Genomic DNA, 24,740 nt, shown 5'->3' with positions numbered 1-24,740 from the left:
CGGGGGCGGCGTGGTTTGGACACGGTGTATTCCTTGAGTAGATGCGCTCAGAAGCAGCTGAGCACGCGGTTGGCGTTCTGCACGACCTCGACGCACTGCGAGGGCTGAGCCGGCATGGCCATCGGCCTGGCGCGGGGGATGGAGGGCTTGCTCTCGGCCGCGACCTTCATGACCACGGGTGTCGGGATGTCCTTCGTGCCGAACAGCTGGTTCTTGGTGATGCCGGCGGTCGCGACCGTCTGGTTGTCGACCTGGTTGCGCAGCACCAGCGAGAGGGTGCCGACGCTGCGGGCGAGATCGAGCTTCTCGGAATCCTCGAGGCTGAGTTCGAGCGTGACTGCACTCACCACCTTGGGCTTGGTGTCGTCGCGTCCCGCCTCCTGCGCAACCGCCAGCACCAGCACGCGCTCGAGCACGGTCTTGCTGATCTGCCGGCTTTCTTCGCCCTTTTCCTTGTCCTGCTGGGCGTTGACCATCACGTCCACGTAGTTGCCGGGCAGCGCAAAGCCCGCGACGCCGACGACGTCGTTGACGCGCACCGTCATGGCGCGCTTCCCCGACGTGATGACCGCCGAAAGTCCGCCCTGCGTGCCCTTGGGGGCAAGCTTGCCTTCGAGCACCGCTTCGCCCCGCAGCAGGCCGACCTTGGCGACCCGGTCCTGCAGGTCCTGGACCGTCGCGAAGGTTCCTGGGGGCAGCGAGCCGCTCGGCCAGTCGACCACGGACAGCATCTGCGCATTGAGGCGGCTGCCGAGCTCGATGTCGACGTTCGCGACCACCACCTTGTTGGACGCGATGCTCCCCTGGCGCGCCACCCAGCCGGCCGCATACACCGCGGCGGCCAGGCCGGTCAGCAGTGCCAGAACCAGAAGACCCATTGCCTTGATATTTCTCATTTCATGCCCCAATGAATTGACGAACGCAGTTGACCCATCGACCTAGGCGTAACCCAATTGCCGTCCCAGCACATAAGCGACCGTTCCGACGCTGATGCAGACGCCATAGGGGAGTTTTCCGACCGACTGGGCAGCCCCGACTTCAGCGTCCGGCCGCGCACCGACCATGGCCGAAAGCACCATGCCGTGCACCGCGTCCTTCGTGTTTCGCAGCATGCGTCGCACCTTTCCCCTGAGAAGTGCAAATCCGAATGCCGCAATCCCGCCGACGATGAAAGTGAAGAGGACCGCCTGGAGTGTTTCGTCGACGCCCAGGAACGCACCGACCATCGCCATCAGCTTCACGTCGCCGGCACCCATCACGCCCAGGACATAGGGCGGCAACATGATCAGGAAGCCGAGCAACAGCCCTCCCGAAGCCGCCAGGCAAGCGGAGCCCGGAGACACGGCCACGAGGGTCTTGTAGATCACCGCGAATGCTGCGCCGCCGAAGGTCAGCCAGTTGGGAATCCGGTAGGTGCGGTAGTCGGTGACCGCCGCAATGAGGAGCAGTGCGAACAGCACCGCCGTGCGCGGGTCGAGCACCAGCATGGCGATGAGCTCGAGAAATGCCTGAAATTCCTGCATGACAGCCTTGTTGATGTGTTGTCGAATCAGAGGAGCCGGAGGCCCGGCCTCATGCGTTCTTGTCCCAGGCCAGGAGCAGCAACATGCAGACGGTGAGGATCAGCAACCCGACCAGCGCGTACTCCATGAAAGAGCCACCTGCTTCGCTTCTGAGCAGCTGGATCCACGGCGGCGACAGGGATTCGAAGATCTGCATGTACTTCTCCAAGCAATGCCTCGGCAGGGAATCGGTCCGGCCCGCCTTGCCGGTCGGACTGCTTCTGCCTTGGGATCGAATGTAGATATGCAAACAAAGGTCTACATGAGCGCTCTGTCCTCATTTGCGCGGGACAGAGCACCCCCGGAAGGCATGACAAACCAACTACTTAAGTACTCATTTCGAAGCGAGGACCCGGAAGTGGCGTGGTTTTGCCTCCGGGGCTGGGCTTCGGAAGGGTGAGATCGGGATCGAGACTGGCCGAGCGCCTCATGGCGAGCCCGGTTGACACGCTCATCCCCGGCGCCTAGAGTTGTTCCATATGCATGAACGTTGTTCTGTTATTTAGAACATCACCCAAGACACCTCATGGACTCCACGCTCGCCAAGGGCCTCGCTGCCATCGAATGGATGGTTCGCCAGCAGCGCGACTGCCGCGTGACCGACCTGGCCCACGCCTTCGGCATGGCGCGCAGCAATGCGCATCGCACGCTGCAGACGCTGGTGGACTGCGGCTGGGCGGTGCAGGACCCGGCGACCAGCGCCTACCGCCCGAGCCTGCGCCTGTTCGAGCTCGGCGCGCTGGTGGCCGAGGTGGCGGACATCGGCGCGCTGCTGCGCCCGCACCTGGCAGCGCTGGCACAAGCCACGGGCGAAACCATCCACCTGGCGGCGCTCGACGGCGCCGAGATCGTCTACCTCGACAAGTTCGACAGCCCGCTGCCGGTGGCCGCCTACTCGCGCGTCGGCGGCCGGGCGGCAGCCTATTGCGTGGCCTCGGGCAAGGCGCTGCTGGCCGCGGCGCAGCCCGACACGGCCGCCCTGCGGGCGCGGCTCGGCACGCTCGTCGCGTACACGCCCAACAGCATCACCGACTTCGATGCGCTCCACGCCGAACTCGAGCGCACCCGCGCGCGCGGCTACGCCGAGAACCGCGAGGAATGGCGACTCGGCGTCTGCGGGCTGGGCGTGCCGGTCTTCAATGCGCGGGGCGAAGCGGTCGCCGCACTGGGCATGAGCGTGCCCTCGATCCGCTTCGCGCGCACCCAGGCACGCGGGCTCGCGGAGCAGGTCATGACCTGCGCGCGCGATGCCAGCGCCACGTTGGGCTACCGGACAGAGCCGGGGCCGATGACCACCACCCCGAGAAAAAGGAGACTGGAATGATTCGCTTCGCCCCCTGGCTGCGCACCGCCGTCCTCACGGCGGCCGCGCTCGCCGCGCCTTTCGCCACGCAGGCGCAGGGCAGCAACGGCTCCGATTACCCGAACAAGCCGATCAAGCTGATCGTCCCCTACCCGCCCGGCGGCGGCACCGACGTGATCGCGCGCATCGTGCAGGAGCGCTTCCAGGCCCAGCTGGGCCAGCCGGTGGTGATCGACAACCGCGGCGGCGCGGCCGGCTCGATCGGGACCGAGCTCGCGGCCAAGTCGGCACCGGACGGCTACACGGTGCTGTTCACGCTCTCCTCGCACACCATCAACCCGGCGATCTACGCCAAGCTGGGCTTCGACACGCAGAAGGACTTCGAGCCGGTCGCGATGGTGGCCTCGCTGCCGCAGATCCTGGTGGCCAACACCAGCTTCCCGGCCAACAATGTGGCCGAGCTGGTGGCGCTGGCCAAGGCCAAGCCGGGCTCGCTCTCCTTCGCCACCGTGGGCAACGGCTCGCCCGGCCACCTGGCCGGCGAGCTGTTCAAGCTGCGCACCGGCACCCAGATGACGCACGTGCCCTACCGCGGCGGCGGCCCTGCCGTGACCGACGTGATGGGCGGCCAGGTGCCGCTGCTGTGGGTGTCCATTCCCGCGGCGGCGCAGTTCGTCAAGTCCGGCAGGCTGAAGGCGCTGGCGGTCTCCACCACCAAGCGCAGCGCCGCCTTCCCCGACGTGCCGACCATGCAGGAGGCGGGCATCCCTGACTTCGAGGTCGACTCCTGGTACGCGATGTTCGTGCCGACGAAGACGCCGAAGGCCGCCATCGAGAAGCTCAACCGCGTGGTCAATGCCGTCGTGCGCGAGCCGGAGATCCGCGACAAGCTGCTCGCCCAGGGCAGCGAAGGCGTGGGCGGCACGCCGGAAGCGCTCGGCAAGGTGGTGTCGACCGAGCTCGTCCGCTGGAGCAAGCTCGCCAAGGAAGCCAACATTCGCGTGGACTGAAGCCCGCGCACACAGAGACCTCACGCACATGGCAAACAACGCATCTCCCGAAGCCACCGGACCCATCGCCGAACTCGTGGCCCGTGCGCGGGCGGCCCAGCGCATCTACGACAGCTGGTCGCAGGAACAGGTGGACATGGCGGTGGCCGCGGCGGGCTGGGCCATCATCGAACCGAAGCGCAACCGCGAGCTGGCCGAGCTGGCGGTGGCCGACACGGGCATCGGCAACGTCGAGGACAAGGTCGCCAAGAACCACCGCAAGACCTTCGGCCTGCTGCGCGACCTGCGCGGCGCGCGCTCGGTGGGCGTGATCTCCGACGACCCCGCGCGCGGCATCGTCGAGATTGCCCGGCCGGTGGGCGTGGTGTGCGCGATCACGCCCTCGACCAACCCGGGCGCGACGCCGGCCAACAAGATCATCAACGCGCTCAAGGGGCGCAACGCGGTGATCGTCGCGCCCTCGCCCAAGGGCTGGTCGACGGCGGCGCGGCTGATCGCGTTCATCCATGCGCAGTTCGACCGCATTGGCGCGCCGCGCGACCTGGTGCAGCTGCTGCCCTCCCCCGTCACCAAGCTGGCCACCGCCGAGCTGATGCGGCTGTCCGACCTGGTGGTGGCGACCGGCTCGCAGGCCAACGTGTGCGCGGCCTATGCGAGCGGCACACCGGCCTTCGGCGTGGGCGCGGGCAACGTGGCCGGCATCGTCGACGAAACGGCCGACGCCGGCGCCGCGGCCGAACGCATCGTGCTGTCGAAGACCTTCGACAACGCGACGAGCTGCTCGTCGGAGAACAGCCTGGTCGTCGTCGATGCGATGCGCGCACCCTTGATCGCCGCCCTCGAGGCACGCGGCGCCGTGATGCTCGATGCGGCGCAGAAGAAGGCCTTGCAATCCCTGATGTGGCCGGAGGGCAAGCTCTCCGCCGCGGTGATCGGCAAGTCCGCGCGCGAGATCGCCGAGCGCGCGGCGGCGCAGGACGCTGCAGGCCGCGCCGGCTGGCTGGCGATCGCCGAGCGCAACCCGCGCATCCTGATGGTGGCGGAGGACGGCGTGGGCCGCGAGCATCCCTACTCGGGCGAGAAGCTGAGCCCCGTGCTCGCGATCTATGCCGCGCGCGATTTCGCCGAGGCCGCTTCCATCGTCGAGCGCATCTATGCCTACGAGGGCGCGGGGCATTCGGTGGGGCTGCACAGCGCCGTGCCGGAGCGCGCGATGCGGCTGGGGCTGTCGCTGCCGGTGTCGCGCGTGATCGTCGACCAGGCGCATTGCATCGCCACCGGTGGCAGCTTCAACAACGGGTTGCCCTTCTCGCTGTCGATGGGCTGCGGCACCTGGGGCAGGAACAACTTCTCCGACAACATGAACTACCGGCACTACCTCAACATCACGCGCGTGTCGCGGCCGATCCCGGAGCGCGTGCCGAGCCAGGAGGAGATCTTCGGCGAGTTCTTCGCCAGGCACGGTGCCGAGTGACGGCGCTGACCGTTCATTCGCTGATCGAGTCGCAGGCCGCGCAGCGGCCGCAGGCGATCTATGCGCTGTCCACCGAGGGCGGTTCGCCCCTGCGCTATGCCGAACTGGCGCGCGGATGCCGCAGCGTCGCGGCCGTGCTGCGCCAGCACGGCGCGAGGCGCGGCGACACCGTCTCGCTGGTCATGCCCAATGGCCTGCAGACCTTGCGCGTGCTGCTGGGCGCCATGCACGCCGGCCTGTGCGTGAACCCGGTCAACCTGTTGTCGCAGCCCGAGCAGATGCGCTACGTGCTCGCGCATTCCGACTGCCGGCTGGTCTGCGTCGCGCCTGAGTGGGAAGCGCGCGTGCGTGCGATGCTGGCCGATCTCGACCGCGCCGTCGCGCTGCTGGTGGTGGCGCCCGATGCGTCGGCTTTGCCCGGCGAGAGCGAGGCGCCCGCGATCGCCGAGGCGCCGCCCCCCTCGCCCGAAGACCCGGCCCTGCTGATGTACACCTCCGGCACCACCGGCATGCCCAAGGGCGTGATGCTGAGCCAGCGCAGCCTCGCGGCCAATGCGAATGCGATCAGCGCCGAGCACGGCCTGGGCCCGGACGACCGCGTGCTCGCGGTGCTGCCGCTCTATCACATCAACGCCTTCGCCGTGACCATGCTGGCGCCGCTGGCGCATGGCGGCAGCCTGGCGATGCCGCCGAAGTTCTCGGCCGGGCGCTTCTGGGAACAAGCCGCGCAGGCGCAGTGCAGCTGGATCAACGTGGTCCCGACCATGATCTCCTACCTGCTCGAAGGCGGGAAGCCGCCGGCGGCGCAAACCGCCGGCATCCGCTTCTGCCGCTCCGCTTCGGCCGCGCTGCCGCCCGAGCACCATCGCGCCTTCGAGCAGATGTTCGGCATCGGCATTGTCGAGACCATGGGGCTCACCGAGACCGCGGCGCCCTCCTTCTCCAATCCCATGGATCCCGCGAAGCGCAAGCTGGGCTCGGTCGGCCGCGCCTCGGGTTGCGAGGCGCGGGTGATCGATGCCCAGCTGTCCGAGGTGCCCGACGGCACCACCGGCCAGCTCGCGATCCGCGGACCGAACGTGATGCTCGGCTACTACAAGAACGAGGAAGCAACGCGCGCCAGCTTCACGCCGGACGGATGGCTGCGCACCGGCGATCTCGGGCATCGCGATGCCGACGGTTTCTTCTTCGTCACCGGCCGCATCAAGGAGCTGATCATCAAGGGCGGCGAGAACATCGCGCCGCGCGAGATCGACGAGGCGCTGCTCGCGCACCCCGACGTGCGCGACGCCGCCGCGGTGGGCGTGCCCGACCGCCACTACGGCCAGGAGATCGGGGTCTGCGTGATCCTGCGCGAGGGCAGCACCTGCACCGAGGAAGCGCTGCGCGCGTACTGCGCGGGCGCGCTCGGGCGCTACAAGGCGCCGGGCCACTACCGCTTCGTGGAGGAACTGCCGCGCGGGCCCTCGGGGAAGGTCCAGCGGCTCAAGCTGCTGCCGCTGTTCGAATAGAAAGAGATCTGGGTGTGGCGAGCGGGCTCGCGAATACATGTGAGTTCAAAAGTCAGCGCCGGTCGAAACATCGCCGATACACGCACGCGCTGCAATAGCGACACCCGCTTCGAAAGGCGGGGCCGACGATCCACTGACCGACTCGACATCCACGCTATTCGAAAGGACCCGACATGAAGACCTCGAACATCATTGCCGCCGCCGCTCTCTCGCTGCTCGCCGCTGCCGGCGCACAGGCCGAAACCTACGATGGCGTGCACGCGCCGGTCTCGGCCAACAGCCGCGCCGACGTGCACGCGCAAGCCATGGTCGCGGCGCGCAGCGAGAACCCCTACGCGGAAGCCGTCTCGTCGCGCGTCACGCCCACGATGACCGCCTCGACCGGGCGCACCGCCGTGCGCAAAGGCGCGGTCGCGGCCGCGCACAGCGCCAATCCCTATGCCGAAGGCTATGGGCAAGGCGTGGCGCACATGACGACCGGAACCGTTGATCGCGCCTCGGTCCGCACGCAGGCCCGCGCCGCTGCCCGGGGCGATCAGCTGCCGCTGTGAGCAAAGCCGGCCCGTCGCGTCTCAGGAGTCGGACGCCCTTCGCGCAGGGACGTCCGACTCCCCCGCACCGGCCTGCGATCACGCAACCCGGACGGACAGCGCATGCCGGAACACGTTGCGCGGGTCCCAGCGCGCCTTCACCCGCTGCAGGCGTGGGTAGCCCGCCTGGTAGTACAGCGTGTGCCACGGCACGCCCGAGTTGTTGGAGGCCGGGTCCGCGAGGTCCGTGTCGGGGTGGTTGATGAAGGCGCCGTCGCAGGCCTCGCCCGGGATCGGCACGCCGCCGCTGCCGGCGAACAGATCGGCATAGAAGGCGCGAACCCACGCCAGGTTCGCCGCCTCTTCGCCCGGCTCGAGCCAGCCCGTGCTGCAGGCCATGTCGAGGATCGACTCGCGCTGAGCCGCGGCGGTCGCGTCGGCCGCGACAGTGTTGATCCGCCCGCCATAGCTCGCGAACCCCAGCATGCCGCCCATCACGTCGAGATCGCTGCGGGTGAGGTGCGCGTAGGCTATGCCGATCTGGCGATCGTCGAGACGCTTCTTGAGCAGCGCATCCTTCACCTTCACGCTCACGCCGCCCGGCGGCATGCCGAAGAGATCGGGAAAGGGATCGAGCGCGAACGCCAGCCAGGACATGCGCGCCAACTCGCGCTCGCCGGGCGCGAGCAGCCCTTCGCTGAGCGCGGCCACGAGCTCGTCCACCTGCCGGCCGGCGTCGCCATCGGCCGTGCTGACGCCGCGCAGGACGATCTTGCCGAACTGCCGGCGATGGACCTCCAGCAGCGTCCAGAGCGAGGCGTAGGCCGAATCGGCGTTGCTGTTGCGCTCGCACCAGGTGCCATGGTTGCGCAGCAGCCGCAGGAACGAGGAGGCATCGATGTCGCGCCAGTCCCACTCGGCCTTGAAGGTGGTGATCGACTCCGGCGCGCGCGGCAGCAGCCTCGCGGGCTCGTCGCCGAAGGCGCCGGGCGCGCGGAACCAGTAGCGGGTGACCACGCCGAAGTTGCCGGCGCCGCCGCCGGTGTGCGCCCACCAGAGCTCACGGTGAGGGTCGGAGAGCTCGCGCGTCGCGATCACCGGGACCGCCTTGCCGCCCGCGTCCACCGTGACCACTTCGACCGCGTAGAGGTAGTCCACGGCGAGTCCGAGCTGGCGGCACAGAAAGCCGAAGGCGCCGCCGGGCACGTGGCCGCCCATGCCGATGCCCGGGTACTCGCCGAGGGGCAGCACCACGCCCCAGTTGTCGAAGAGCGCCTTGAAGGTCTCACCCACCGTGGCCCCGGCCTCCACGGCCACGGCGCTTCGTTCGGGATCGTGGTAGATGCGCTTCATCGGGGAGACGTCGATGATGACGCGCACCTCGGGATCGCAGACGAAGCCCTCGAGGCAGTGGCCGCCGCTGGTGACGGCGAGGCGCAGGCCTTCTCCGACCGCGTCTTCGACCGCGGAGATCACCTGCTCGGTGGAGTGGACGAGGCGGACATGGTCAGGGGCGGCGGCGAAGCGCTTGTTGAAGCGCTTGTCGAGCACGGCGAGGTAGCGCGGGTCGCCGGGGGTGATCTTGAGGGACTCCATCGACATCGTTTGCTCCGAAGATCGGCATGCCCCGGCACCGAATGGCGCCCGAGTCATTGAAAGCTGAGATGAATCCTGGAAGCGACCTCCACATGCGGTCGCCGAAGGCCGAGGCCAACACAGCGTACACCATGGAGCGAGCGACGAGGCCGTGCCTCGGGCGTCGTCACTGCGGGCAAGCGATGCGCGAGAGTGTCATCGTCAGAGCAGCTTGCCCATTCTCTTGGCCGCCTCCCTCAACGCCCCGATCCGCTTCACCGCGTCCTCCATCGTCATCCGCGCCGTCGGCGCATGCACCGCCATCGCCGCACGCGGCCGCCCCGCCGCATCGAACACCGGCACCGCCACCGCCACCAGCCCGGCGATGAATTCCTCTCGATCGGTCGAGTAGCCGCGCTTCGCGATCGCCTCGCACTCGGCGCGCAGCTTGTCCGCATCGGTGATGGTGTTGGGCGTCATGCGCGTCAGCGTGATCTGCGCGATCACGGCGTCGCGGTCCTTCTTCTCCATCTGTGCCAGGAACAGCTTGCCGCTCGCCGTGCAATGCAGCGGCACGTGCGCGCCGACGTCCAGCGTCAGCCGCAGCGGCCATTGCGCCTCGACGCGATCGAGGTACAGCACCTGCACGCCGTCCAGGGTCGTGAAGTTGCAGGTCTCGCCCACCTGGCGCACCAGCTCCGACAGCACCTCGTGCCGCAGCCCGCGCACCACGCCGTGGTTGAGCGTGTCGAAGGCGAGCTGCCGCAGCGCCGGCCCGACGCTGAACACGCGCTCGTCCACGTCGCGCGCCAGGAAGCCGGTCGCCAGCAGCTGCGTGCAGATGCGGTGCGCCGTGCCCTTGGGCAGCGACAGCTGCGCCGCGAGCTCGGCCAGCGACAGCGCGCGGCCCTCGCTCGCCAGCAGCGCGAGGAGGCGCAGGCTGCGCTCCGCCGACGAACCGGTGGCAGGCTCATCGGCCTCGGGCGCGGGCGCCGCGGGGCGCTTCTTCAAGACAACAGCAGGGGCAGCAGCAGATGTGCGCACAGGACGCGTCATACGGGTAAACCTCTAAAGTGGAACGTTGCGTTCCGAAAAACTATCGCCTAGCATCGAACGACCGAAGCGATTGTTCCATCCCCCGGAGCCTGCATGCCCGTTGAAGAAGAGTTCGATTACATCGTCGTGGGCGCAGGCTCGGCCGGCTGCGTGCTGGCCGGACGGCTCAGCGAAGACCCTGCGACGCGGGTGCTGCTGCTGGAGGCCGGGCCGGCCGACAACTCGCTGTGGATCCACCTGCCCATCGGCTACGGCAAGACGATGTGGAGCCCCACCTACAACTGGCGCTTCGAGACCGATCCCGATCCAAACATGAACGGCCGCCGCATCTACTGGCCGCGCGGCAAGACGCTGGGCGGTTCCAGCGCCATCAACGGCCTGATCTACATCCGCGGCCAACGCGAGGACTACGACCACTGGGCGGCGCTGGGCAACGCGGGCTGGGGCTACGACGACGTGCTGCCCTACTTCATCCGGTCCGAAGGCAATCAGCGCGGCGCCGATGCCTTCCACGGCGCGGACGGTCCGCTCAAGGTGTCGGACATCGGCGCGAAGCACGAGCTGATCGAGGCCTTCATCGAAGGCGCACAGCAGATCGGCCCGTTGAGCGTGAAGCGCACCGAAGACTTCAACGGCGCGGAGCAAGCGGGCGCCGGCTACTACCAGCTCACGACGCACCAGGGCTGGCGCTGCAGCACGGCCAAGGCCTACCTCGATCCGGCGAAGGGCCGAAGCAACCTGCGCATCGCGACGCAGGCGTTGGCCACGGGCCTGGTGTTCGAAGGCCGCCGCGCGGCCGGCGTGCGCTACACGCAGGGCGGCGCGGCGAAGACCGCGCGCTGCCGCGCCGAGGTGCTGCTCTGCGCGGGCGCGATCCAGTCGCCGCAGCTCCTCCAGCTCTCGGGCATCGGCCCGCGCGCCGTGCTGGAGCAGCGCGGCGTTCCGATGGTCCACGAGCTGCCCGGCGTCGGCGAGAACCTGCAGGACCACCTGCAGATCCGCCTCGGCTACGAATGCGCCAAGCCCATCACCACCAACGACCAGCTCAACTCCTGGTTCGGCCAGGCAAAGATGGGCCTCGAATGGCTGCTGCACCGCACCGGCCCGCTGGCGGTGGGCATCAACCAGGGCGGCTGCTTCATGCGCGCGCTGGCTGATGCGAACGGGCAGCCCGTGGCGGCCACGCCCGACATCCAGTTCCACGTCGCCACGCTGTCGGCCGACATGGCCGGCGGCAAGGTGCACCCGTGGTCGGGCTTCACGCTGTCGATCTGCCAGCTGCGCCCCGAGTCGCGCGGGCATATCCGCATCCGCTCGCGCGACCCGGCCGAGCCGCCGGAGATGCAGCCCAACTACCTCGCGACCGAGCTCGACCGCGCGACCGCGGTGGCCGGCGTGAAGGCGGCGCGCGCCATTGCCGCCGCGCCGGCGATGCGGCCCTACGTCAAGCGCGAGATCAAGCCGGGGCCGGACGCGACGAGCGATGCCGACCTGCTGGAGTTCTGCCGCAACAACGGCGCCACCATCTTCCACCCCACGGGCACCTGCCGCATGGGCAGCGATCCGCTCGCGGTGGTCGATGCGCGCCTGCGCGTGCATGGCATCGGCGGGCTGCGCGTGGTCGACTGCTCGGCCATGCCGACGCTGGTCTCGGGCAACACCAATGCGCCGGCCGTGATGATGGCCGAAAAGGCCGTCGACCTGATTCGCGAGGACGCCACCGCCGGCGCCCTCGCACGCTGAGTTCCACAACGAAGTTCATCGGAGACATCACATGAGTGCAACGGACGAGAAAGCGATTCGACGGGTCGTGGCCTCCGCGCTGGTGGGCGCCAGCATCGAGTGGTACGACTTCTTCCTCTACGGCGTGGTGGCCGGCATCGTGTTCAACAAGCTCTACTTTCCGGGCAGCGACCCGGTGGTGTCGACGCTGCTGGCCTACACCACCTTCGCCGTCGGCTTCGTCACGCGCCCGCTGGGCGGCGTGATCTTCGGCCACTTCGGCGACAAGATCGGCCGCAAGAGCATGCTGATCCTCACGCTGATGATCATGGGCCTGGCCACCTTCCTGATCGGGCTGGTGCCGACCTATGCCCAGATCGGCGTCGCCGCGCCCGTGCTGCTCCTGCTGCTGCGCGTGGCGCAGGGCATCGGCCTCGGCGGCGAATGGGGCGGCGCGGTGCTGATGGCCTACGAGTACGCGCCGAAGGAGAAGCGCGGCTTCTACGCCTCGCTGCCGCAGATCGGCCTGGCGATCGGGCTGTGCCTGGCCTCGGGCGTGGTGGCGCTGCTGTCCTTCCTGCTGACCGATGCGCAGTTCCTGGCCTGGGGCTGGCGCGTGGCCTTTCTGCTGTCGGGCGTGATGGTGGCGGTGGGCATGTACATCCGCCTGCATGTGCAGGAGACGCCGGAGTTCGCGGCGGTGAAGGCACGCAACGCCGAGCTGCGCATCCCCTTCACCGACATGCTCAGGCGCTACCCGGGCAATGTGCTCAAGGGCATGGGCGCGCGCTATATCGACGGGGTGTTCTTCAACATCTTCGGCGTGTTCTCGATCAACTACCTGACCAGCACGCTCAAGATAAACCGCACCGAGGCGCTGCTGGGCGTGATGGCGGCGGCGGTGGTGATGATCTTCACCATCCCCTTCTTCGGGCGCTTGTCGGACCGGCTGGGGCGGCCCCGGGTCTACATGTGGGGCTCGCTGATCACCGCCGTCGCCGCTTTCCCCGGCTTCTGGCTGATGACGCACAGCGGCGGCAACGTGCTGCTGGTCTGGCTCGCGATCATCGTGCCCTTCGGCATCCTCTACGCCGCGGTGTACGGGCCGGAGGCCGCGCTCTTCTGCGACCTCTTCGACGCCAAGGTGCGCTACACCGGCATCTCCTTCGTCTACCAGTTCTCGGGCATCTTCGCCTCGGGCATCACGCCCATCGTCGCGACCGCGCTGCTCAGATCGGGCGGGGGCGAGCCGTGGCAGATCTGCCTGTACGTGCTGTTCGCGGGGGTGGTGTCGGCGCTTTGTGCTTGGCTGATCGGGCGCTCGGGGGCGGTGGGACATGTGGAGGGGCGGTCGTTCAGTGTGGGAGGGGCGGGGCGGTGAGTCTTGTTCTTGCCCTTGCGCATGGTTTGAGGCCGGAGCCGGGATGTCGCCCCGGCGGGCGAGTCACTTTCTTTTGCTTCGCCAAAAGAAAGTAACCAAAGAAAAGGCGACCCCACTGGCCGCGACCCTGCGCTTCGCTGCGGGAAGCCTGCGGTGCTCGCTTTTCGCGGGGTCCGCGCAAACTCGCTTCGCTCAAACACGCGCGGCCCTGATCCGCGAAAAGCTGCGCTCCTCGGCTACGGCCAGAGGGGACTTTGACACCAACGCGCCATGGCGCGTCCTTGTGTAGACGTGCGCTGCAGGTCTTGGCTCACGCTGCGCGAACGCAAACGCAAACGCAAACACATGCCATGCACGTCCTCCACATGCCCATGCCCATGCCCATGCCCATGCCCATGCCCATGCCCATGCCCATGCCTATGCCCAAGCCCATGCTCATGCTCATACGTATGCGTAGGTCCGTGCACATGCGCATGCGCCCGTCCAGGCCTCGCGCAGCGAGGCCGTTGGCGGCCGAGCGAAGCAACGGCCCGACCCACTCCCCTCTGCGCGTGCCGAGGAGCGCAGCTTCAGGCGGATCAAGGGCCGCGCGTGTTTGAGCGAAGCGAGTTTGCGCGGACCCCGCCTGAAGCGAGCACCGCAGGTTGCCCGTAGCGAAGCGAAGGGACGCGCGCAGCGGGGTCGCCTTTTCTTTGGTTACTTTCTTTTGGCGAAGCAAAAGAAAGTGACTCGGCTGCCGGGACGACGCCCCGGCTCCAGCCTCAAACAAAGCGCAATGCCAGCCCAAGCGAACAAAGGCTCCACCGCCGCCCCCGGCCGCAAGCGGGATCCAGAGCGGGAGCAAGAAACGAGTCCGAGGGAAAATCCCCCCTCGCGCCATCCGAAAAAACAAGGAGCCCCATGACCGACCTCTCCGCCTTCCCCATCACCAAGAAGTGGCCCGCCTCCCATCCGGACCGGCTGCAGCTCTATTCCCTGCCGACGCCCAACGGGGTCAAGGTCTCGATCATGCTGGAGGAGACCGGCCTGTCCTACGAGCCGCACCTGGTCAACTTCGAGACGCACGACCAGATGTCCCCGGAGTTCCTCTCGCTGAGCCCCAACAACAAGATCCCGGCGATCCTCGATCCCGACGGCCCCGGCGGCAAGCCGCTGCCGCTCTTCGAATCGGGCGCGATCCTCATCTACCTCGCGGACAAGACGGGCCAGCTGCTCCCCGCCGATCCGGCTCGGCGCTACGAGACACTCCAGTGGCTGATGTTCCAGATGGGGGGCATCGGCCCGATGTTCGGCCAGGTCGGCTTCTTCCACAAATTCGCGGGCAGGTTCTACGACGACAAGCGCCCGCGCGACCGTTACGTGGCGGAGGCCCGGCGCCTGCTCCAAGTGCTGGAGGCGCGGCTGGCGGGGCGCGACTGGATCATGGGCGACGAGTACACGATCGCCGACATCGCCACCTTCCCCTGGGTGCGCAACCTGGTGGGCTTCTACGAGGCGGGCGAACTGGTGGAGTTCAACGCCTTCCCGCATGTGAAGCGCGCGCTCGAGACTTTCGTGGCCCGCCCCGCGGTCACGCGGGGCCTGGGGATTCCGAGCCGGACGGCGGCCGGCTGAGGCTGAACACGCTGGCGGGGCAGGTCCTCGCTCTCCTCGCTCCTCACTCCTCTTTCCACTCCTGCCCCGCCAGCGTCAGCGCTGCGCGGTAGGCGGCCCGGCCGGCCACCTTGGTTTCGTGAATCAGCGCCTTCACCCGCTGCGCCCGCTCCTTCGGCGGCAGCAGGTGGGGCGGCTCTTCCGCAAGCTGGCGGGCGGCGCCGAGCAGGGCATTGGCCGCCTCGATGCAGAACTGGATGGCCGCACGGTCGCTGGCGCTTCCGTGCTCGTGCGCCAGCACGAGTCCGGGCGGCAGGTGCGGCAACTGCGGCAGACACGGCGCATCGCCGCCGGGCTGCTCGGGCCACGGGCCGACCATCGCAAGCCGGTCGTGCAGGCAATCCTGCGAGGCGGTGTACGAGCAGAAGCCGTCCAGCGCGCGCTGGGGGGCGGTGTCGGACAGGGACGGTTCCATCGAAGTCTTTTTCCTCATCGTGCGCGCGCCGCCGATGCAGGCGACGACGCCGGTGGCCAGGCCGAGCTCGGCGGGCCGGCTTCCTCCAGCCAATCCCGCAGCGTCAGCAGCAATGCCTCCGGCTGGTCGGCATGCACCCAGTGGCCGGCGTGGGGAATGGTGTGCACGCGCGCCTGCGGAAACATGCGCGCGATGCCAACGTGCGACTCGGGCCGGACGTAGTCCGAATAAGCGCCTGCCATGAACAGGGCCGGCCCCACGTAGCGCCGGCGCGAGGGCTGCTGGAACTCGCACAGGTCCTGCATGCACATGGCCACTGCCAGCAGGTTGAGCCGCCAGTCGAAGCGCTCGTCGTGGCGCCAGGCCTTGGGCAGCAGGAAATCCATCGGCGCATCGCCGTCCAGACCGCGGGCCAGCGCCGCGCTGGCCTCCTGCCGTCCCAGGGCGGCCGCCAGGTCCAGGCCGCGCATGGCCGTCATGTAGGGCGAGAACTGGTCGCCGTAGCGTTCGGGCGCGATGTCGATCACCGCCACGCCGGCGACCGCGTCCGGCGCCTCCAGCGCCAGGGTCATGGCGGTCTTGCCGCCCATGCTGTGGCCGACCACGAAGGGCCGGTCGAGCCGCTCGCGCTCGATCAGCGCCAGCACGTCGCGCGCCATCTCCGCATACGACATGCCCTGGCCGCGCGGCGAGGCCCCGTGGTTGCGGGCGTCGGGCAGGTAGACACGGTGGGTCTTGCCGAGCGCCTGCGCGATCCGCTTCCAGTTGCGTCCCGCCCCGAACAAGCCATGCAGGATGATCACCGGCGGGCCGTCGCCGACGGCCTCGCACGCCAATTCGATGGGCATGGCCCGCCGCTAGGCCTGTTTCGCGGACTGCCGGCCGAGCGGCGGCGACTTCTGCGATCTCTCCCTCTGGCGCACCGTCATTGCTCGTGTCTCCTGGTATGGGTATTGGAAGTGGGGCGGAGCTTATGGGCGCCGGACCGACCCGTAAAATGATTTCGGTCGATGCGTCGCATTGATATGACGAATACCTGGCACCTGCGACCGGGCTGCCGGGGGCGGAGACCGCCATGCACTTCAACAAGCTGGACCTGAACCTGCTGGTGGCGCTGGACGCGCTGCTGATCGAAGCCAACATCAGCCGGGCGGCGGCGCGCGTGCGCCTCAGCCAGTCCGCCATGAGCAATGCGCTGGCCCGGCTGCGCGCCTTTTTTGACGACGAGCTGCTGGTGCCGGTGGGCCGCACGCTGGAGCTCACGCCGCGGGCGAAGGCGCTCAAGGAAGCCGTGCGCGACGTGCTGATGCGCGTGGAGAGCGCCGTGGCTGCCGAGCCGCAGTTCGACCCCTCGCGCTCCGACCGCACCTTCCAGCTGCTGGTGTCCGACTACACCACCGTTACGCTGATGCCGCACCTGCTCGCCCTGGCGCGCCGGCAGTCGAGCACCGTGCACTTCCTGCTGTGCCCGCTGCCGCACATGGACCAGCCGCAGCGCGCGCTCGGCCGGGGCGAGGCGGACATGATGGTGGTCCCGCGCAACTACTGTTCGCCCGACCATCCGGTCGAAGCCTTGTTCGACGAGGAATACGTGTGCGCGGTCTGGAACGAAAGCCGCTTCGCCCGCGCCGGCGCGCTGAGCCGGGACGACTACGCGGCGGCCGACCACGTCGAGGTGCAGCCATCCGGCATCGGCCAACCCACGCTCGACACCTGGTTCCTCGAGCGCAGCGGCATGGAACGACGCATCGAGGTCCGGACCTTCAGCTTCATTGCCGCGCCCTTCCTGGTGCTGGGCACCGACCGCATCGCCACCATCCAGAGTCGCCTGGGCCGCATGGCGCGGCAGTTCCTGCCGCTGACGATTTTCGAGGCGCCGCTGCCGCTGCCCGCGATGGCGCAGTCGATGCAGTGGCACAAGTACCGCAGCCGCGACCCGGGCCTGGTCTGGCTGCGCGGCCTGATGCACCAGGCCGTCGAGGAGATGGATGGCCAGGCGAAGTCGGCGTGCCCTACATTCGCCCCTTCCACGGCACCAGCCGCCGTTCCAGCCAGCGCATCAGCAGGTCGAACAGGTAAGCCACCACGCCGATCACCACGATCCCCATGATCACGATGTCGGTGCGCAGGAAGTTGGAGGCGTTGAGCACCATCTGCCCCAGCCCCATGTTGGCTGCCACCATCTCCGCGGCCACCAGCGTGGTCCAGCCGAAGCCGATCGCGATGCGCATGCCCACCAGGATGTCGGGCAGGGCCGAGGGCAGGATCACGTGGCGGATCACCTGCATGTAGCTGGCCCCCATCGAGTAGGCGGCGTTGATCTGCTCCTGCGAGGCGCTGCGCATGCCCGAGCGCGCGGCCAGGGCCAGCGGCGCGAAGCAGGACAGGAAGATCAGCAGCACCTTGGGCAGTTCGTCGATGCCGAACCAGATGATGATCAGCGGCAGGTAGGCCAGCGGCGGCAGCGGCCGGTAGAACTCCAGCGGCGGGTCGAAGATGCCGCGGGCCACCCGGCTCATGCCCATGGCGATGCCGATCGGGATCGCCGTGACGCTGGCCAGCGCGAAGGCCGAGAACACCCGGAACATGCTGGCCAGGAAGTGCTGCCATAGCGGCTTGTCGTTGGCCTGGCCCGTGAGGTACTCGTAGAACTGCTGCAGCACGGCCTGCGGCGAGGGCAGGAACAGCGGCTTGACCCAGCCCATGTTGGTGACCAGGAACCACAGCGCCACCAGCACGACCACGGTGACCACGCTGATGGTGGCGCTCGAGCCCGCGCCCGGCACCTTGAAGGCGCTGGTCTTGAGCTTGGTGCCGCCCTTCGACCCGGAGGCGGCGACGGCCGGCTGCACGGGGGGGTCGGCCGGTGGCGTCATGGCGACAGGCGAGGCGATGATGGCGTCAGGCATGGGCAGCCTCCCGATGGTGGATGATGGCCAGGACCTCTTCGCGCATGCGGATGAACTCGGGCTCCGACTTCACCTTGCGCGAGTCGCCGTGCGAGAGGTACTGGCGCGAGAACGGCACCCGGTCGTACACGTGCGAGATGCGCCCCGGGCTCGGGCTCATGACGATCAGCCGGGTGGCGAGGAACAGCGCCTCCTCCACCGAGTGGGTGATGAAGAACACCATCTTGTTCGACTTCGACCAGGCCTTCAGCAGGATCTCCTGCACCTGCTCGCGCGTGAAGGCATCGAGCGCGCCCATGGGCTCGTCCATCAGCAGCACGGCCGGATCGCTGGCCAGCGCGCGGGCGATGCCCACGCGCTGCTGCATGCCGCCGGAGAGCTCGTAGACGGCGCGCCCGGCGTAGGGCTGCAGGCCGACCAGGGCCAGCTTGTCCTCGGCGATGCGGTCGCGCTCCGCCTTGGCCACGCCGGCCAGGCGCAGCCCCAGCGCGACGTTGTCGCGCACGTTGAGCCAGGGCATCAGCGCATGCTTCTGGAACACCACGCCGCGGTCGGCGCCGGGACCGGCGACCGGCTTGCCGTCCAGCAGGATCTCGCCGGTGGAGGGCGGCAGGAAGCCTGCGATGCAGTTGAGCAGCGTGGTCTTGCCGCAGCCCGAGGCGCCGAGCGCGACCACGAAGTCGCCGTCGTGCATCTGCAGGTTGACGGGCGCCAGGGCCTGCAGCGTGCCGCCCTTGACGGCGTAGTTGACCGTGAGGTCGCGGATGTCGAGTGTGGGCATGGGGGCGCCTCGGTGCTACTTCGCGGCCGCAGCCATCGCCTTTTCGACGTAGGCCGTGGTCACGAAGCCGCTGTAGTCGGGCTTGACCTCCTGCACCCGCCCCTGCTCCTTGAGGAACACGGCCGTGTTCGCCATCGCCTTGGCCGCGCCGCCGCCCAGCCAGGTGGGCGAGAGCTGCTCGGCCAGGCTCGGGAAGCTGTAGAGCGCCATGGCCGGGCCCACGTCTTTGGGGTCGGCCTTGGTCCACTTGGCCATCGCCTTGGTCTGGGGCGAGTCGGGCGTCCAGCTCTTGCCGGAGGCCTTGTACTCCTCGTTGGCGCGGTTGAGCGCCTTCACGAAAGCGACCATGAAGGGCTCGTTGGCGGCGGCCCACTTGGCGTTCACCACGATGCCTTCGAAGGTGGGCGCGCCGCGCTTGCCGATGCTGCCGGAGGTGGCGATGGTCTTGCCGCCGGGCCGGATCCTGGAGAGCACCGGGTCCCAGATGAAGGTCGCGTCGATGTCCCCGCGCTCCCAGGCCGCGGCGATCTCGGGCGGGCGCATGTTCATCACGTTGACGGTCTTCGGGTCCACGCCGTCCATCTTCATGCCGGCCATCAGCTGGTAGTGCGCGGTGGAGACGAAGGGCGTGGCGACCTTCTTGCCCTTCAGGTCCTTGATGCTCGAGATGCCGGAGGCGTTGCGCGCGACCAGTGCCTCGGCGTCGGCGATGTCGGCCGAGATCCAGAACAGCTTGATGTCCTGCCCCTGGCTGGCCGCCGCGGTGAGCGGGCTGGAGCCCGTCTCGCCCATCTGCACGTCGCCCGAAGCCATCGCGCGGATCACGTCGCCGCCGCCCGAGAACATGCGCCAGTTGATCTTGTAGCCGGTGGCCTTCTCGACCTCGCCGGACTCCATCACGAGGCGAAGGGGCACCAGCATGTCCTGGTGGGCGAAGGTCAGCTCCTTGGTCTGCGCCTGGGCGGCGGCGCCGAGGGCCATCGCGGCGGAAAGGGCCGCGCATGAAAGGATGAAGCGCCGAGGCATGGTCATTCGTTTCTCCTGGTGGTGAATCGGAATGGACTTTGCACCCAACGCGTAGGAGCCGGAAGTGCCAGCCACGAAGCGGGCATGGAGCCAGGGGATGGGGACTTACCCTTGTTCTGGTGCGGGCCGCACGCGGGCGGTGCGTCCCCTTCCCCTCCTCGGCACGCAGAGCGAGGTGGAAGGGCCCATCGTTTGCGCTCGCCAACGTGTGTGTGGGCATGTGTGTGCGTGCAAGGTGCGCGTAGACCCGCAGCGCGCGCGCCCGCGCGCCCGCGCGCCCGCGCGCCCGCGCGCCCCACACAAGGACGCGCCATGGCGCGTCAATGTCAAGGTCCCCTCTGGCCGTAGCCGAGGAGCGCAGCTTTTCGCGGATCAGGGCCGCGCGTGTTTGAGCGAAGCGAGTTTGCGCGGACCCCGCGAAAAGCGAGCACCGCAGGCTTCCCGGAGCGAAGCGCAGGGGATGCGGCCAGTGGGGTCGCCTTTTCTTTGGTTACTTTCTTTTGGCGAAGCAAAAGAAAGTGACTCGCCCGCCGGGGCGACATCCCGGCTCCGGCCTTTCATCAACAGCAGCGCACAAATCAAAGCCAAAGCGCCCGATCCCCAAGAGGAAAAGGGCGCAAATGTCAATGCGTGCGAGGAGTAGCGCTCAACCTCTCCCCGCGCGCCTGCGCCAACTCCTGCACCGCCATCCCCAACGCCCGAATCCCCGCCGGAATCTGCCCCGCCGCGATCGACGACAAGCGCAGCCGGAAGAAGGGACACGGATACGGCGGCTTCGCGAAGAACACATCCCCCGCCTCGATCAGCACCCCATGGCTGCGCGCCATCAGCGCCAGTTCCGCCGCATCCACCCAGGCCGGCGCCTGCACCCAGATCGAGGCGCCGCCCGAAGGCAGCCTGAACTCGAAATCCGGCAGGTGGTCGCGCAGCGCCTGTGCCGCCAGCGCGAGGCGCTCCTGCATCGCATGGTTGACGCGCCGCGCATGCGACTCGTGGTGCCCCAGCGAGAGGAACAGCGCATAGGCATGCTGCAGGAAGGCGCTGGGATGGCGCACCATCGCATGCCGGATCACCCGCAGCTCCTTGATCAGCGCGCGCGGCGCCACGATGAAGCCCAGGCGCAGCGCCGGCGACAGGCTCTTCGACACCGAGCCCACGTAGATGACGCGCCCTGTCTTGTCCAGGCTCTTGAGTGCCGGCATCGGCGTGCCCTCGTACAGGTTCTCGGCCTCGTAGTCGTCTTCGATGATCACGAAGTCCTGCAGCTCGGCCTTGCGCAGCAGCCACTGGCGCCGCTCCAGGCTCAGGGTGGCGGTGGTGGGGCTCTGGTGCGAAGGCGTGCAGAACAGATAGTCGGCGGCCGGCAGTGCATCGACCACCAGGCCGTCGTCGTCGACGTCGATCTCCACCCACTTCGGGTTCCGCATCGCGAAGCTGTTGCGCGCATGCGGATGGCCCGGCTCCTCCAGGCCGACGCGCGTGTGCTCATCGAACAGCGCCTCGGCCAGCAGGTAGCAGGCATGCTGGGCGCCGAGGGTGACCAGGATCTCCTCCTTCAGCGCGAACACGCCGCGCCGGGGCAGCAGGCGCGTGCGGATCTGCTCGATCAGGTCGGGCACGTCGTCGGTTTCGAAGTCCGGCGTCCAGTGCGGCAGCTGCGAGCGCGCCAGGCTGCGCGCGCAGCATTCGCGGAAGTCCTCGGTGGGAAACAGCTGCGGGTCGTAGGTGCCGTAGACGAAGGGGTACGGATAGTCGCGCCAGCGGTCGGGCTTGGAGAGCGTCGGCCGATCGAGCTGCGAGCGCAGCACGCGCGCCGACCACTCGGGTGGCTGGCCCGACTGGCCGCTGCGGCCCACCAGCGGCTCGGCCGGCTGGGCGGTGAGCGGCCGCGCGTCGTGCGCCACGAAGACGCCGCTGCGCGGCCGCGCTTCCAGAAAGCCCTCGTCCATCAACTGCAGATAGGCCGAGGTCACGGTGTTGCGGCTCAGTCCCAGCAACGCCGCCAGCTCGCGCGACGAAGGCAGCGGCGCGCCGGGACTCAGCCGGTCTTCGAGGATGGCCTGCACCACGGCCGCGCGCAGGCGGCCCTGCAAGGGCAGGCCGGGCTGGTCGGGCAGCGCGAAGAGCTGCGCCCACTGGATGGCTCTGGGATTGGGCATGGTGCCTTCAGTTTAGGACCAGTCCGCCGCCACTGGCTCGATCGAATCCCTGCAACTGGCCCTATCGCGGCGCGCGCCGGCTCCCTACGCTTGCGCTCATCGACAAGACAGGAGTTTCGCGTGACCGCAGCAGCATCGCCCGCCCCCGTGACCATCGCCACCCTGGAGGCTTTCAGCGAGGCCTGGAACCGCCACGACATCGAGGCCCTGATGGGCTTCATGCACGAGGACTGCGTGTTCCAGACCGCCGCCGGCCCCGACGCCTGCGGCACCCGCCACAGCGGTGCGGCAGCGGTGCGCAAGGCCTTTGCCGCGGCCTGGGAGACGGTGCCGGATGCGCAGTGGCGCAACGGCCGGCACTTCGTCGCGGGTGATTTCGGCACCTCGCAATGGACCTTCACCGGCACCGCGGCCGACGGCAGCCGCATCGAGACCGACGGCATCGACGTGTTCAGCTTCAAGGACGGCAAGATCGCGCTCAAGAACGTGTTCCGCAAGGCACGGCCGAACCTGCCTGCGGCGAAGTAGCGCCTTTCGAGGAAACGCCATGACGATCACCGCAGGCACCGCGCAGTTCTCGACCGCCGGCCGGGCCGCGCCCGCGCCCAAGCCCTACGACCCGCGCTACGACCCGTTGCTGGCGCCCGATCCCGGGGCGGGGCGCGCCTACGCGCCCACCTGGTGGGTGGCCAGCGCGGGCACGCCGCCCGAGGACGACGGGCCGGTGGTGCGCGACCTCGACGTGGACGTGGCGATCATCGGCTCCGGCGCGACCGGCATGTCGACCGCGCTGTACCTCGCGCAGGAGCACGGCATCCAGGCCACGGTGCTGGAGGCCAACCAGGCATCCTGGGGCTGCTCCAGCCGCAGCGGCGGCCAGGGCCAGAACGCGAGCGGCCGGCTCAAGCGCTCGCAATGGATCCAGCGCTGGGGCCTGGACACGGCCCGGCGCCTCGATGCCGAGATCCGCAGCGGCTTCGAGAACTTCCGGCACCTCACGACGCAGATCGACTGCGATGCCCACGACGGCGGCCATCTCTACCTGGCACACCGGCCCGAGAAGCTCGCCGGCCTGGAAGCCGAGTCACGCGTGATGCGCGAGCAGTTCGGCTACCGCACGCGCATGCTCACGGCCGAGGAAGTGCGGCGCGACTACTGCGACGAGCGCGAAGCCGCGGGCGCGCTCTTCGAGCCGGAGGGCGTGGGCATTCATCCGCTCAAGTTCACTTTCGGCCTGATGCGCAAGGCGCGCGCGCTGGGCGTGAAGGTCCACACCTCGAGCCCGGTGCAGGGCTGGCACACGATCGATGGCGTGCACCACCTGCGCACCCCCGGCGGGGTCGTGCGCGCGCGCCGCGTGGCGGTGTGCACGGGCGGCTACACCGGACAGGCGCTCTCGCCGCTGCTCAAGAACAAGATCATGCCGATCCTGTCGAACTCGGTCGTCACGCGGCCGCTGACGGAGGCCGAGTTGCGCGCCACCAACTTCAGGTCGCTCACCTTCCTGACCGACACGCGCACGCTGCGCTTCTACTACCGGCTGCTCAAGGGCAACCGGCTGCAGCTGGGCAGCCGCAGCTCGGTCAGCGGCGCCGATGCCGAGGACCCGGTGCACCTGAGGCTGCTCACCGACGCGATCGCGCGCAAGTTCCCGCCGCTGGCCGGCATCCAGATCGACTACTCGTGGTGGGGCTGGGTCGACGTGAGCCACGACATGATGCCGCGCATCACGCAGCCCGAGCCCGACAAGAAGATCTGGTACGCAGTGGGCTACGGCGGCAACGGCGTCTCTTTCTCGACCTGGGCCGGCAAGCGGCTGGCCGAGCGCCTCACGGGACAGGATGCCGGGCGCGAGGTCTTCGAGCTGCCGATCTACCGCTCGCCCCTGCCCTTCCCGAACGTGCTGGGCTTGGTCGAGTCGCCGGCCTTCGCGCCGTTCCGGCGAATGGGGCAGCGGGTGCTCTACAAGTGGTACTGGTGGCGGGACGAGAAGTAGCGTCGCAACGATTCGGTCCGGGCCCGGCACAACTTCACGAGATCACGCGATGGGGCTGGATGGCGCTTCGGCGCAAGGACGCCACTGCCACACGGAAGACCGAGATGGAACGAGGGCTGCGGCTGGGCAGTCCGCTTGCTCGGGCAACGTGCCGAACCCGGTCCTGACCCAATTGCCCTCCCTCGGGCGTCCAGCCAGAATATGACGCACCGGTCCGGCGCGGCGCCCGGCCGGAAGCACCTGGCGGCCGAACCCCGCACACCCTCCATCGAGGTGCTTTTCATACCCGCCGCGCTGACTGGAAGGGACATCATGACGACCACGATTGCGCAACAGGTCTGCCTCCAACTCGACAGTCGATTGACCGCGGCCGAAGCCGCACTCGCGGCTGGCGGCATGGCGTCCCCGGTTCTCGCCGCGGTCGTTGCGGAGTTTCGGCGGAAGTTTGCGAAAACGCGGACTGCGGTCGAGGGCGCGCCTGCACCGGGTCAACGCGAGGCCGTGTTCGAGCTCGAGCAGGCGGCCGATAGCGCGAAGTGGGCGGCCTTGGCCGACCCGGCCGCATCCGAGCAGATCAAGCTGGCGGTCGTCGCCGCGCACGACTCCATCTGCTGGTTCAAGGCGACCGGCGCCCTGCTCGACCGGGAGTACGCCGAAGCCGACCCGCTCGCCTGACG

23 protein-coding genes are annotated in these 24,740 nt (G+C 68.7%); 12 read left to right on the top strand and 11 right to left on the bottom strand.

The features are described 5' to 3' along the window. Positions 1-47: 47 nt before the first annotated feature. Genes cpaB through J2739_RS24165 form a run of 3 tightly spaced genes read right to left on the bottom strand, consistent with a single transcriptional unit; the run spans position 48 to position 1,719 of the window. Positions 48-896 (bottom strand): Flp pilus assembly protein CpaB, encoded by an 849-nt coding sequence (cpaB, locus tag J2739_RS24175; RefSeq protein ID WP_309906439.1) that lies wholly within the window; start codon positions 894-896, stop codon positions 48-50. Positions 897-938: 42 nt separating this feature from the next. Further along, positions 939-1,523 carry an A24 family peptidase gene (locus J2739_RS24170; RefSeq protein WP_309906437.1) on the bottom strand — a complete coding sequence of 195 codons (585 nt, stop codon included), beginning with the start codon at positions 1,521-1,523 and terminating at the stop codon, positions 939-941. A 49-nt stretch (positions 1,524-1,572) separates the two neighbouring features. Then, positions 1,573-1,719, bottom strand: a complete 147-nt coding sequence (locus J2739_RS24165) for a hypothetical protein (protein ID WP_309906435.1) — start codon at positions 1,717-1,719, stop codon at positions 1,573-1,575. A 369-nt stretch (positions 1,720-2,088) separates the two neighbouring features. Here J2739_RS24165 and J2739_RS24160 point away from each other — a divergent pair, with 369 nt between their 5' ends. The 5 genes from J2739_RS24160 (at position 2,089) to J2739_RS24140 (ending at position 7,411) form a co-directional block, all read left to right on the top strand. Next, a complete protein-coding gene (locus tag J2739_RS24160) occupies positions 2,089-2,886 on the top strand; it encodes an IclR family transcriptional regulator (RefSeq protein WP_309906433.1) in 798 nt (265 codons plus the stop codon). Further along, positions 2,883-3,875, top strand: a complete 993-nt coding sequence (locus J2739_RS24155) for a tripartite tricarboxylate transporter substrate binding protein (RefSeq protein WP_309906430.1) — start codon at positions 2,883-2,885, stop codon at positions 3,873-3,875. The genes J2739_RS24160 and J2739_RS24155 overlap by 4 nt, the downstream gene beginning before the upstream one ends. A gap of 28 nt (positions 3,876-3,903) precedes the next feature. Beyond that, positions 3,904-5,349, top strand: coding sequence for an acylating sulfoacetaldehyde dehydrogenase (gene sauS, locus J2739_RS24150; RefSeq protein ID WP_309906429.1), 1,446 nt, complete (start codon positions 3,904-3,906; stop codon positions 5,347-5,349). Beyond that, complete coding sequence (locus J2739_RS24145; protein WP_309906427.1) at positions 5,346-6,860, top strand: AMP-binding protein; 1,515 nt, start codon at positions 5,346-5,348, stop codon at positions 6,858-6,860. Before sauS ends, J2739_RS24145 begins: the two co-directional genes overlap by 4 nt. 173 nt (positions 6,861-7,033) lie before the next feature. Continuing rightward, positions 7,034-7,411, top strand: coding sequence for a helicase SNF2 (locus tag J2739_RS24140; RefSeq protein WP_309906424.1), 378 nt, complete (start codon positions 7,034-7,036; stop codon positions 7,409-7,411). A gap of 78 nt (positions 7,412-7,489) precedes the next feature. Here J2739_RS24140 and J2739_RS24135 read toward each other — a convergent pair whose 3' ends face one another. Further along, a complete protein-coding gene (locus J2739_RS24135) occupies positions 7,490-8,992 on the bottom strand; it encodes an FAD-binding oxidoreductase (RefSeq protein WP_309906422.1) in 1,503 nt (500 codons plus the stop codon). Between the two features lie 195 nt (positions 8,993-9,187). Next, positions 9,188-9,976: an IclR family transcriptional regulator gene (locus tag J2739_RS24130; RefSeq protein WP_309906420.1), complete on the bottom strand. Its 789-nt coding sequence runs from the start codon at positions 9,974-9,976 to the stop codon at positions 9,188-9,190. A 138-nt stretch (positions 9,977-10,114) separates the two neighbouring features. Between J2739_RS24130 and J2739_RS24125 the strand changes: the two genes are divergently transcribed. The 3 genes from J2739_RS24125 (at position 10,115) to J2739_RS24115 (ending at position 14,738) form a co-directional block, all read left to right on the top strand. Next, on the top strand, positions 10,115-11,764 hold the full coding sequence (locus J2739_RS24125; RefSeq protein WP_309906418.1) for a GMC family oxidoreductase: 1,650 nt from the start codon (positions 10,115-10,117) through the stop codon (positions 11,762-11,764). Between the two features lie 31 nt (positions 11,765-11,795). After that, positions 11,796-13,124, top strand: a complete 1,329-nt coding sequence (locus J2739_RS24120; protein ID WP_309906416.1) for an MFS transporter — start codon at positions 11,796-11,798, stop codon at positions 13,122-13,124. Between the two features lie 900 nt (positions 13,125-14,024). Next, entirely contained in the window at positions 14,025-14,738 is a 714-nt protein-coding gene (locus J2739_RS24115; RefSeq protein ID WP_309906414.1) for a glutathione binding-like protein, read from the top strand. A gap of 43 nt (positions 14,739-14,781) precedes the next feature. On the opposite strand, the gene J2739_RS24110 is transcribed toward J2739_RS24115, so the two are convergent. After that, positions 14,782-15,192 (bottom strand): hypothetical protein, encoded by a 411-nt coding sequence (locus tag J2739_RS24110; protein WP_309906413.1) that lies wholly within the window; start codon positions 15,190-15,192, stop codon positions 14,782-14,784. Between the two features lie 14 nt (positions 15,193-15,206). After that, on the bottom strand, positions 15,207-16,040 hold the full coding sequence (locus tag J2739_RS24105) for an alpha/beta fold hydrolase (RefSeq protein WP_309906411.1): 834 nt from the start codon (positions 16,038-16,040) through the stop codon (positions 15,207-15,209). Positions 16,041-16,267: 227 nt separating this feature from the next. On the opposite strand from J2739_RS24105, the gene J2739_RS24100 reads away from it, so the two are divergent. Continuing rightward, positions 16,268-17,302, top strand: a complete 1,035-nt coding sequence (locus tag J2739_RS24100; RefSeq protein ID WP_309906408.1) for a LysR family transcriptional regulator — start codon at positions 16,268-16,270, stop codon at positions 17,300-17,302. Here the strand turns inward: J2739_RS24100 and J2739_RS24095 are convergent. The 4 genes from J2739_RS24095 to pdxR all read right to left on the bottom strand — a co-directional run bounded on the left by J2739_RS24095 (position 17,205) and on the right by pdxR (position 22,067). Then, entirely contained in the window at positions 17,205-18,101 is an 897-nt protein-coding gene (locus J2739_RS24095; protein WP_309906406.1) for an ABC transporter permease subunit, read from the bottom strand. The genes J2739_RS24100 and J2739_RS24095 overlap by 98 nt on opposite strands. After that, positions 18,094-18,882 (bottom strand): taurine ABC transporter ATP-binding protein, encoded by a 789-nt coding sequence (locus tag J2739_RS24090; RefSeq protein ID WP_309906405.1) that lies wholly within the window; start codon positions 18,880-18,882, stop codon positions 18,094-18,096. Before J2739_RS24090 ends, J2739_RS24095 begins: the two co-directional genes overlap by 8 nt. Positions 18,883-18,897: 15 nt before the next feature. Beyond that, the gene (tauA, locus tag J2739_RS24085; RefSeq protein ID WP_309906403.1) at positions 18,898-19,914 is read right to left on the bottom strand and encodes a taurine ABC transporter substrate-binding protein; all 1,017 of its coding nucleotides are present in this window, start codon (positions 19,912-19,914) and stop codon (positions 18,898-18,900) included. Between the two features lie 617 nt (positions 19,915-20,531). Beyond that, a complete protein-coding gene (pdxR, locus tag J2739_RS24080) occupies positions 20,532-22,067 on the bottom strand; it encodes a MocR-like pyridoxine biosynthesis transcription factor PdxR (protein ID WP_309906401.1) in 1,536 nt (511 codons plus the stop codon). Between the two features lie 120 nt (positions 22,068-22,187). On the opposite strand from pdxR, the gene J2739_RS24075 reads away from it, so the two are divergent. From J2739_RS24075 to J2739_RS24065, 3 genes are all read left to right on the top strand, one after another. Next, the gene (locus tag J2739_RS24075) at positions 22,188-22,595 is read left to right on the top strand and encodes a nuclear transport factor 2 family protein (protein WP_309906399.1); all 408 of its coding nucleotides are present in this window, start codon (positions 22,188-22,190) and stop codon (positions 22,593-22,595) included. Between the two features lie 19 nt (positions 22,596-22,614). After that, positions 22,615-24,063, top strand: coding sequence for an NAD(P)/FAD-dependent oxidoreductase (locus tag J2739_RS24070; RefSeq protein WP_309906396.1), 1,449 nt, complete (start codon positions 22,615-22,617; stop codon positions 24,061-24,063). 312 nt (positions 24,064-24,375) lie between these two features. Continuing rightward, entirely contained in the window at positions 24,376-24,738 is a 363-nt protein-coding gene (locus J2739_RS24065) for a hypothetical protein (protein WP_309906394.1), read from the top strand. Positions 24,739-24,740: the final 2 nt, after the last annotated feature.

Origin of the sequence: Variovorax soli, assembly GCF_031454625.1 — a bacterium.
In the GTDB taxonomy this organism is placed as follows: Bacteria; Pseudomonadota; Gammaproteobacteria; order Burkholderiales; family Burkholderiaceae_C; genus Variovorax; species Variovorax soli_A.
This window is presented reverse-complemented; position numbering and strand designations above follow the sequence as displayed.

Coding starts and splice junctions, on each gene's coding strand:
- cpaB (WP_309906439.1), bottom strand. CDS start 896: ATGAGAAATATCAAGGCAATGGGTCTTCTGGTTCTGGCACTGCTGACC.
- J2739_RS24170 (WP_309906437.1), bottom strand. CDS start 1,523: ATGCAGGAATTTCAGGCATTTCTCGAGCTCATCGCCATGCTGGTGCTC.
- J2739_RS24165 (WP_309906435.1), bottom strand. CDS start 1,719: ATGCAGATCTTCGAATCCCTGTCGCCGCCGTGGATCCAGCTGCTCAGA.
- J2739_RS24160 (WP_309906433.1), top strand. CDS start 2,089: ATGGACTCCACGCTCGCCAAGGGCCTCGCTGCCATCGAATGGATGGTT.
- J2739_RS24155 (WP_309906430.1), top strand. CDS start 2,883: ATGATTCGCTTCGCCCCCTGGCTGCGCACCGCCGTCCTCACGGCGGCC.
- sauS (WP_309906429.1), top strand. CDS start 3,904: ATGGCAAACAACGCATCTCCCGAAGCCACCGGACCCATCGCCGAACTC.
- J2739_RS24140 (WP_309906424.1), top strand. CDS start 7,034: ATGAAGACCTCGAACATCATTGCCGCCGCCGCTCTCTCGCTGCTCGCC.
- J2739_RS24135 (WP_309906422.1), bottom strand. CDS start 8,992: ATGTCGATGGAGTCCCTCAAGATCACCCCCGGCGACCCGCGCTACCTC.
- J2739_RS24125 (WP_309906418.1), top strand. CDS start 10,115: ATGCCCGTTGAAGAAGAGTTCGATTACATCGTCGTGGGCGCAGGCTCG.
- J2739_RS24120 (WP_309906416.1), top strand. CDS start 11,796: ATGAGTGCAACGGACGAGAAAGCGATTCGACGGGTCGTGGCCTCCGCG.
- J2739_RS24115 (WP_309906414.1), top strand. CDS start 14,025: ATGACCGACCTCTCCGCCTTCCCCATCACCAAGAAGTGGCCCGCCTCC.
- J2739_RS24110 (WP_309906413.1), bottom strand. CDS start 15,192: ATGGAACCGTCCCTGTCCGACACCGCCCCCCAGCGCGCGCTGGACGGC.
- J2739_RS24105 (WP_309906411.1), bottom strand. CDS start 16,040: ATGCCCATCGAATTGGCGTGCGAGGCCGTCGGCGACGGCCCGCCGGTG.
- J2739_RS24100 (WP_309906408.1), top strand. CDS start 16,268: ATGCACTTCAACAAGCTGGACCTGAACCTGCTGGTGGCGCTGGACGCG.
- J2739_RS24095 (WP_309906406.1), bottom strand. CDS start 18,101: ATGCCTGACGCCATCATCGCCTCGCCTGTCGCCATGACGCCACCGGCC.
- J2739_RS24090 (WP_309906405.1), bottom strand. CDS start 18,882: ATGCCCACACTCGACATCCGCGACCTCACGGTCAACTACGCCGTCAAG.
- tauA (WP_309906403.1), bottom strand. CDS start 19,914: ATGACCATGCCTCGGCGCTTCATCCTTTCATGCGCGGCCCTTTCCGCC.
- pdxR (WP_309906401.1), bottom strand. CDS start 22,067: ATGCCCAATCCCAGAGCCATCCAGTGGGCGCAGCTCTTCGCGCTGCCC.
- J2739_RS24070 (WP_309906396.1), top strand. CDS start 22,615: ATGACGATCACCGCAGGCACCGCGCAGTTCTCGACCGCCGGCCGGGCC.
- J2739_RS24065 (WP_309906394.1), top strand. CDS start 24,376: ATGACGACCACGATTGCGCAACAGGTCTGCCTCCAACTCGACAGTCGA.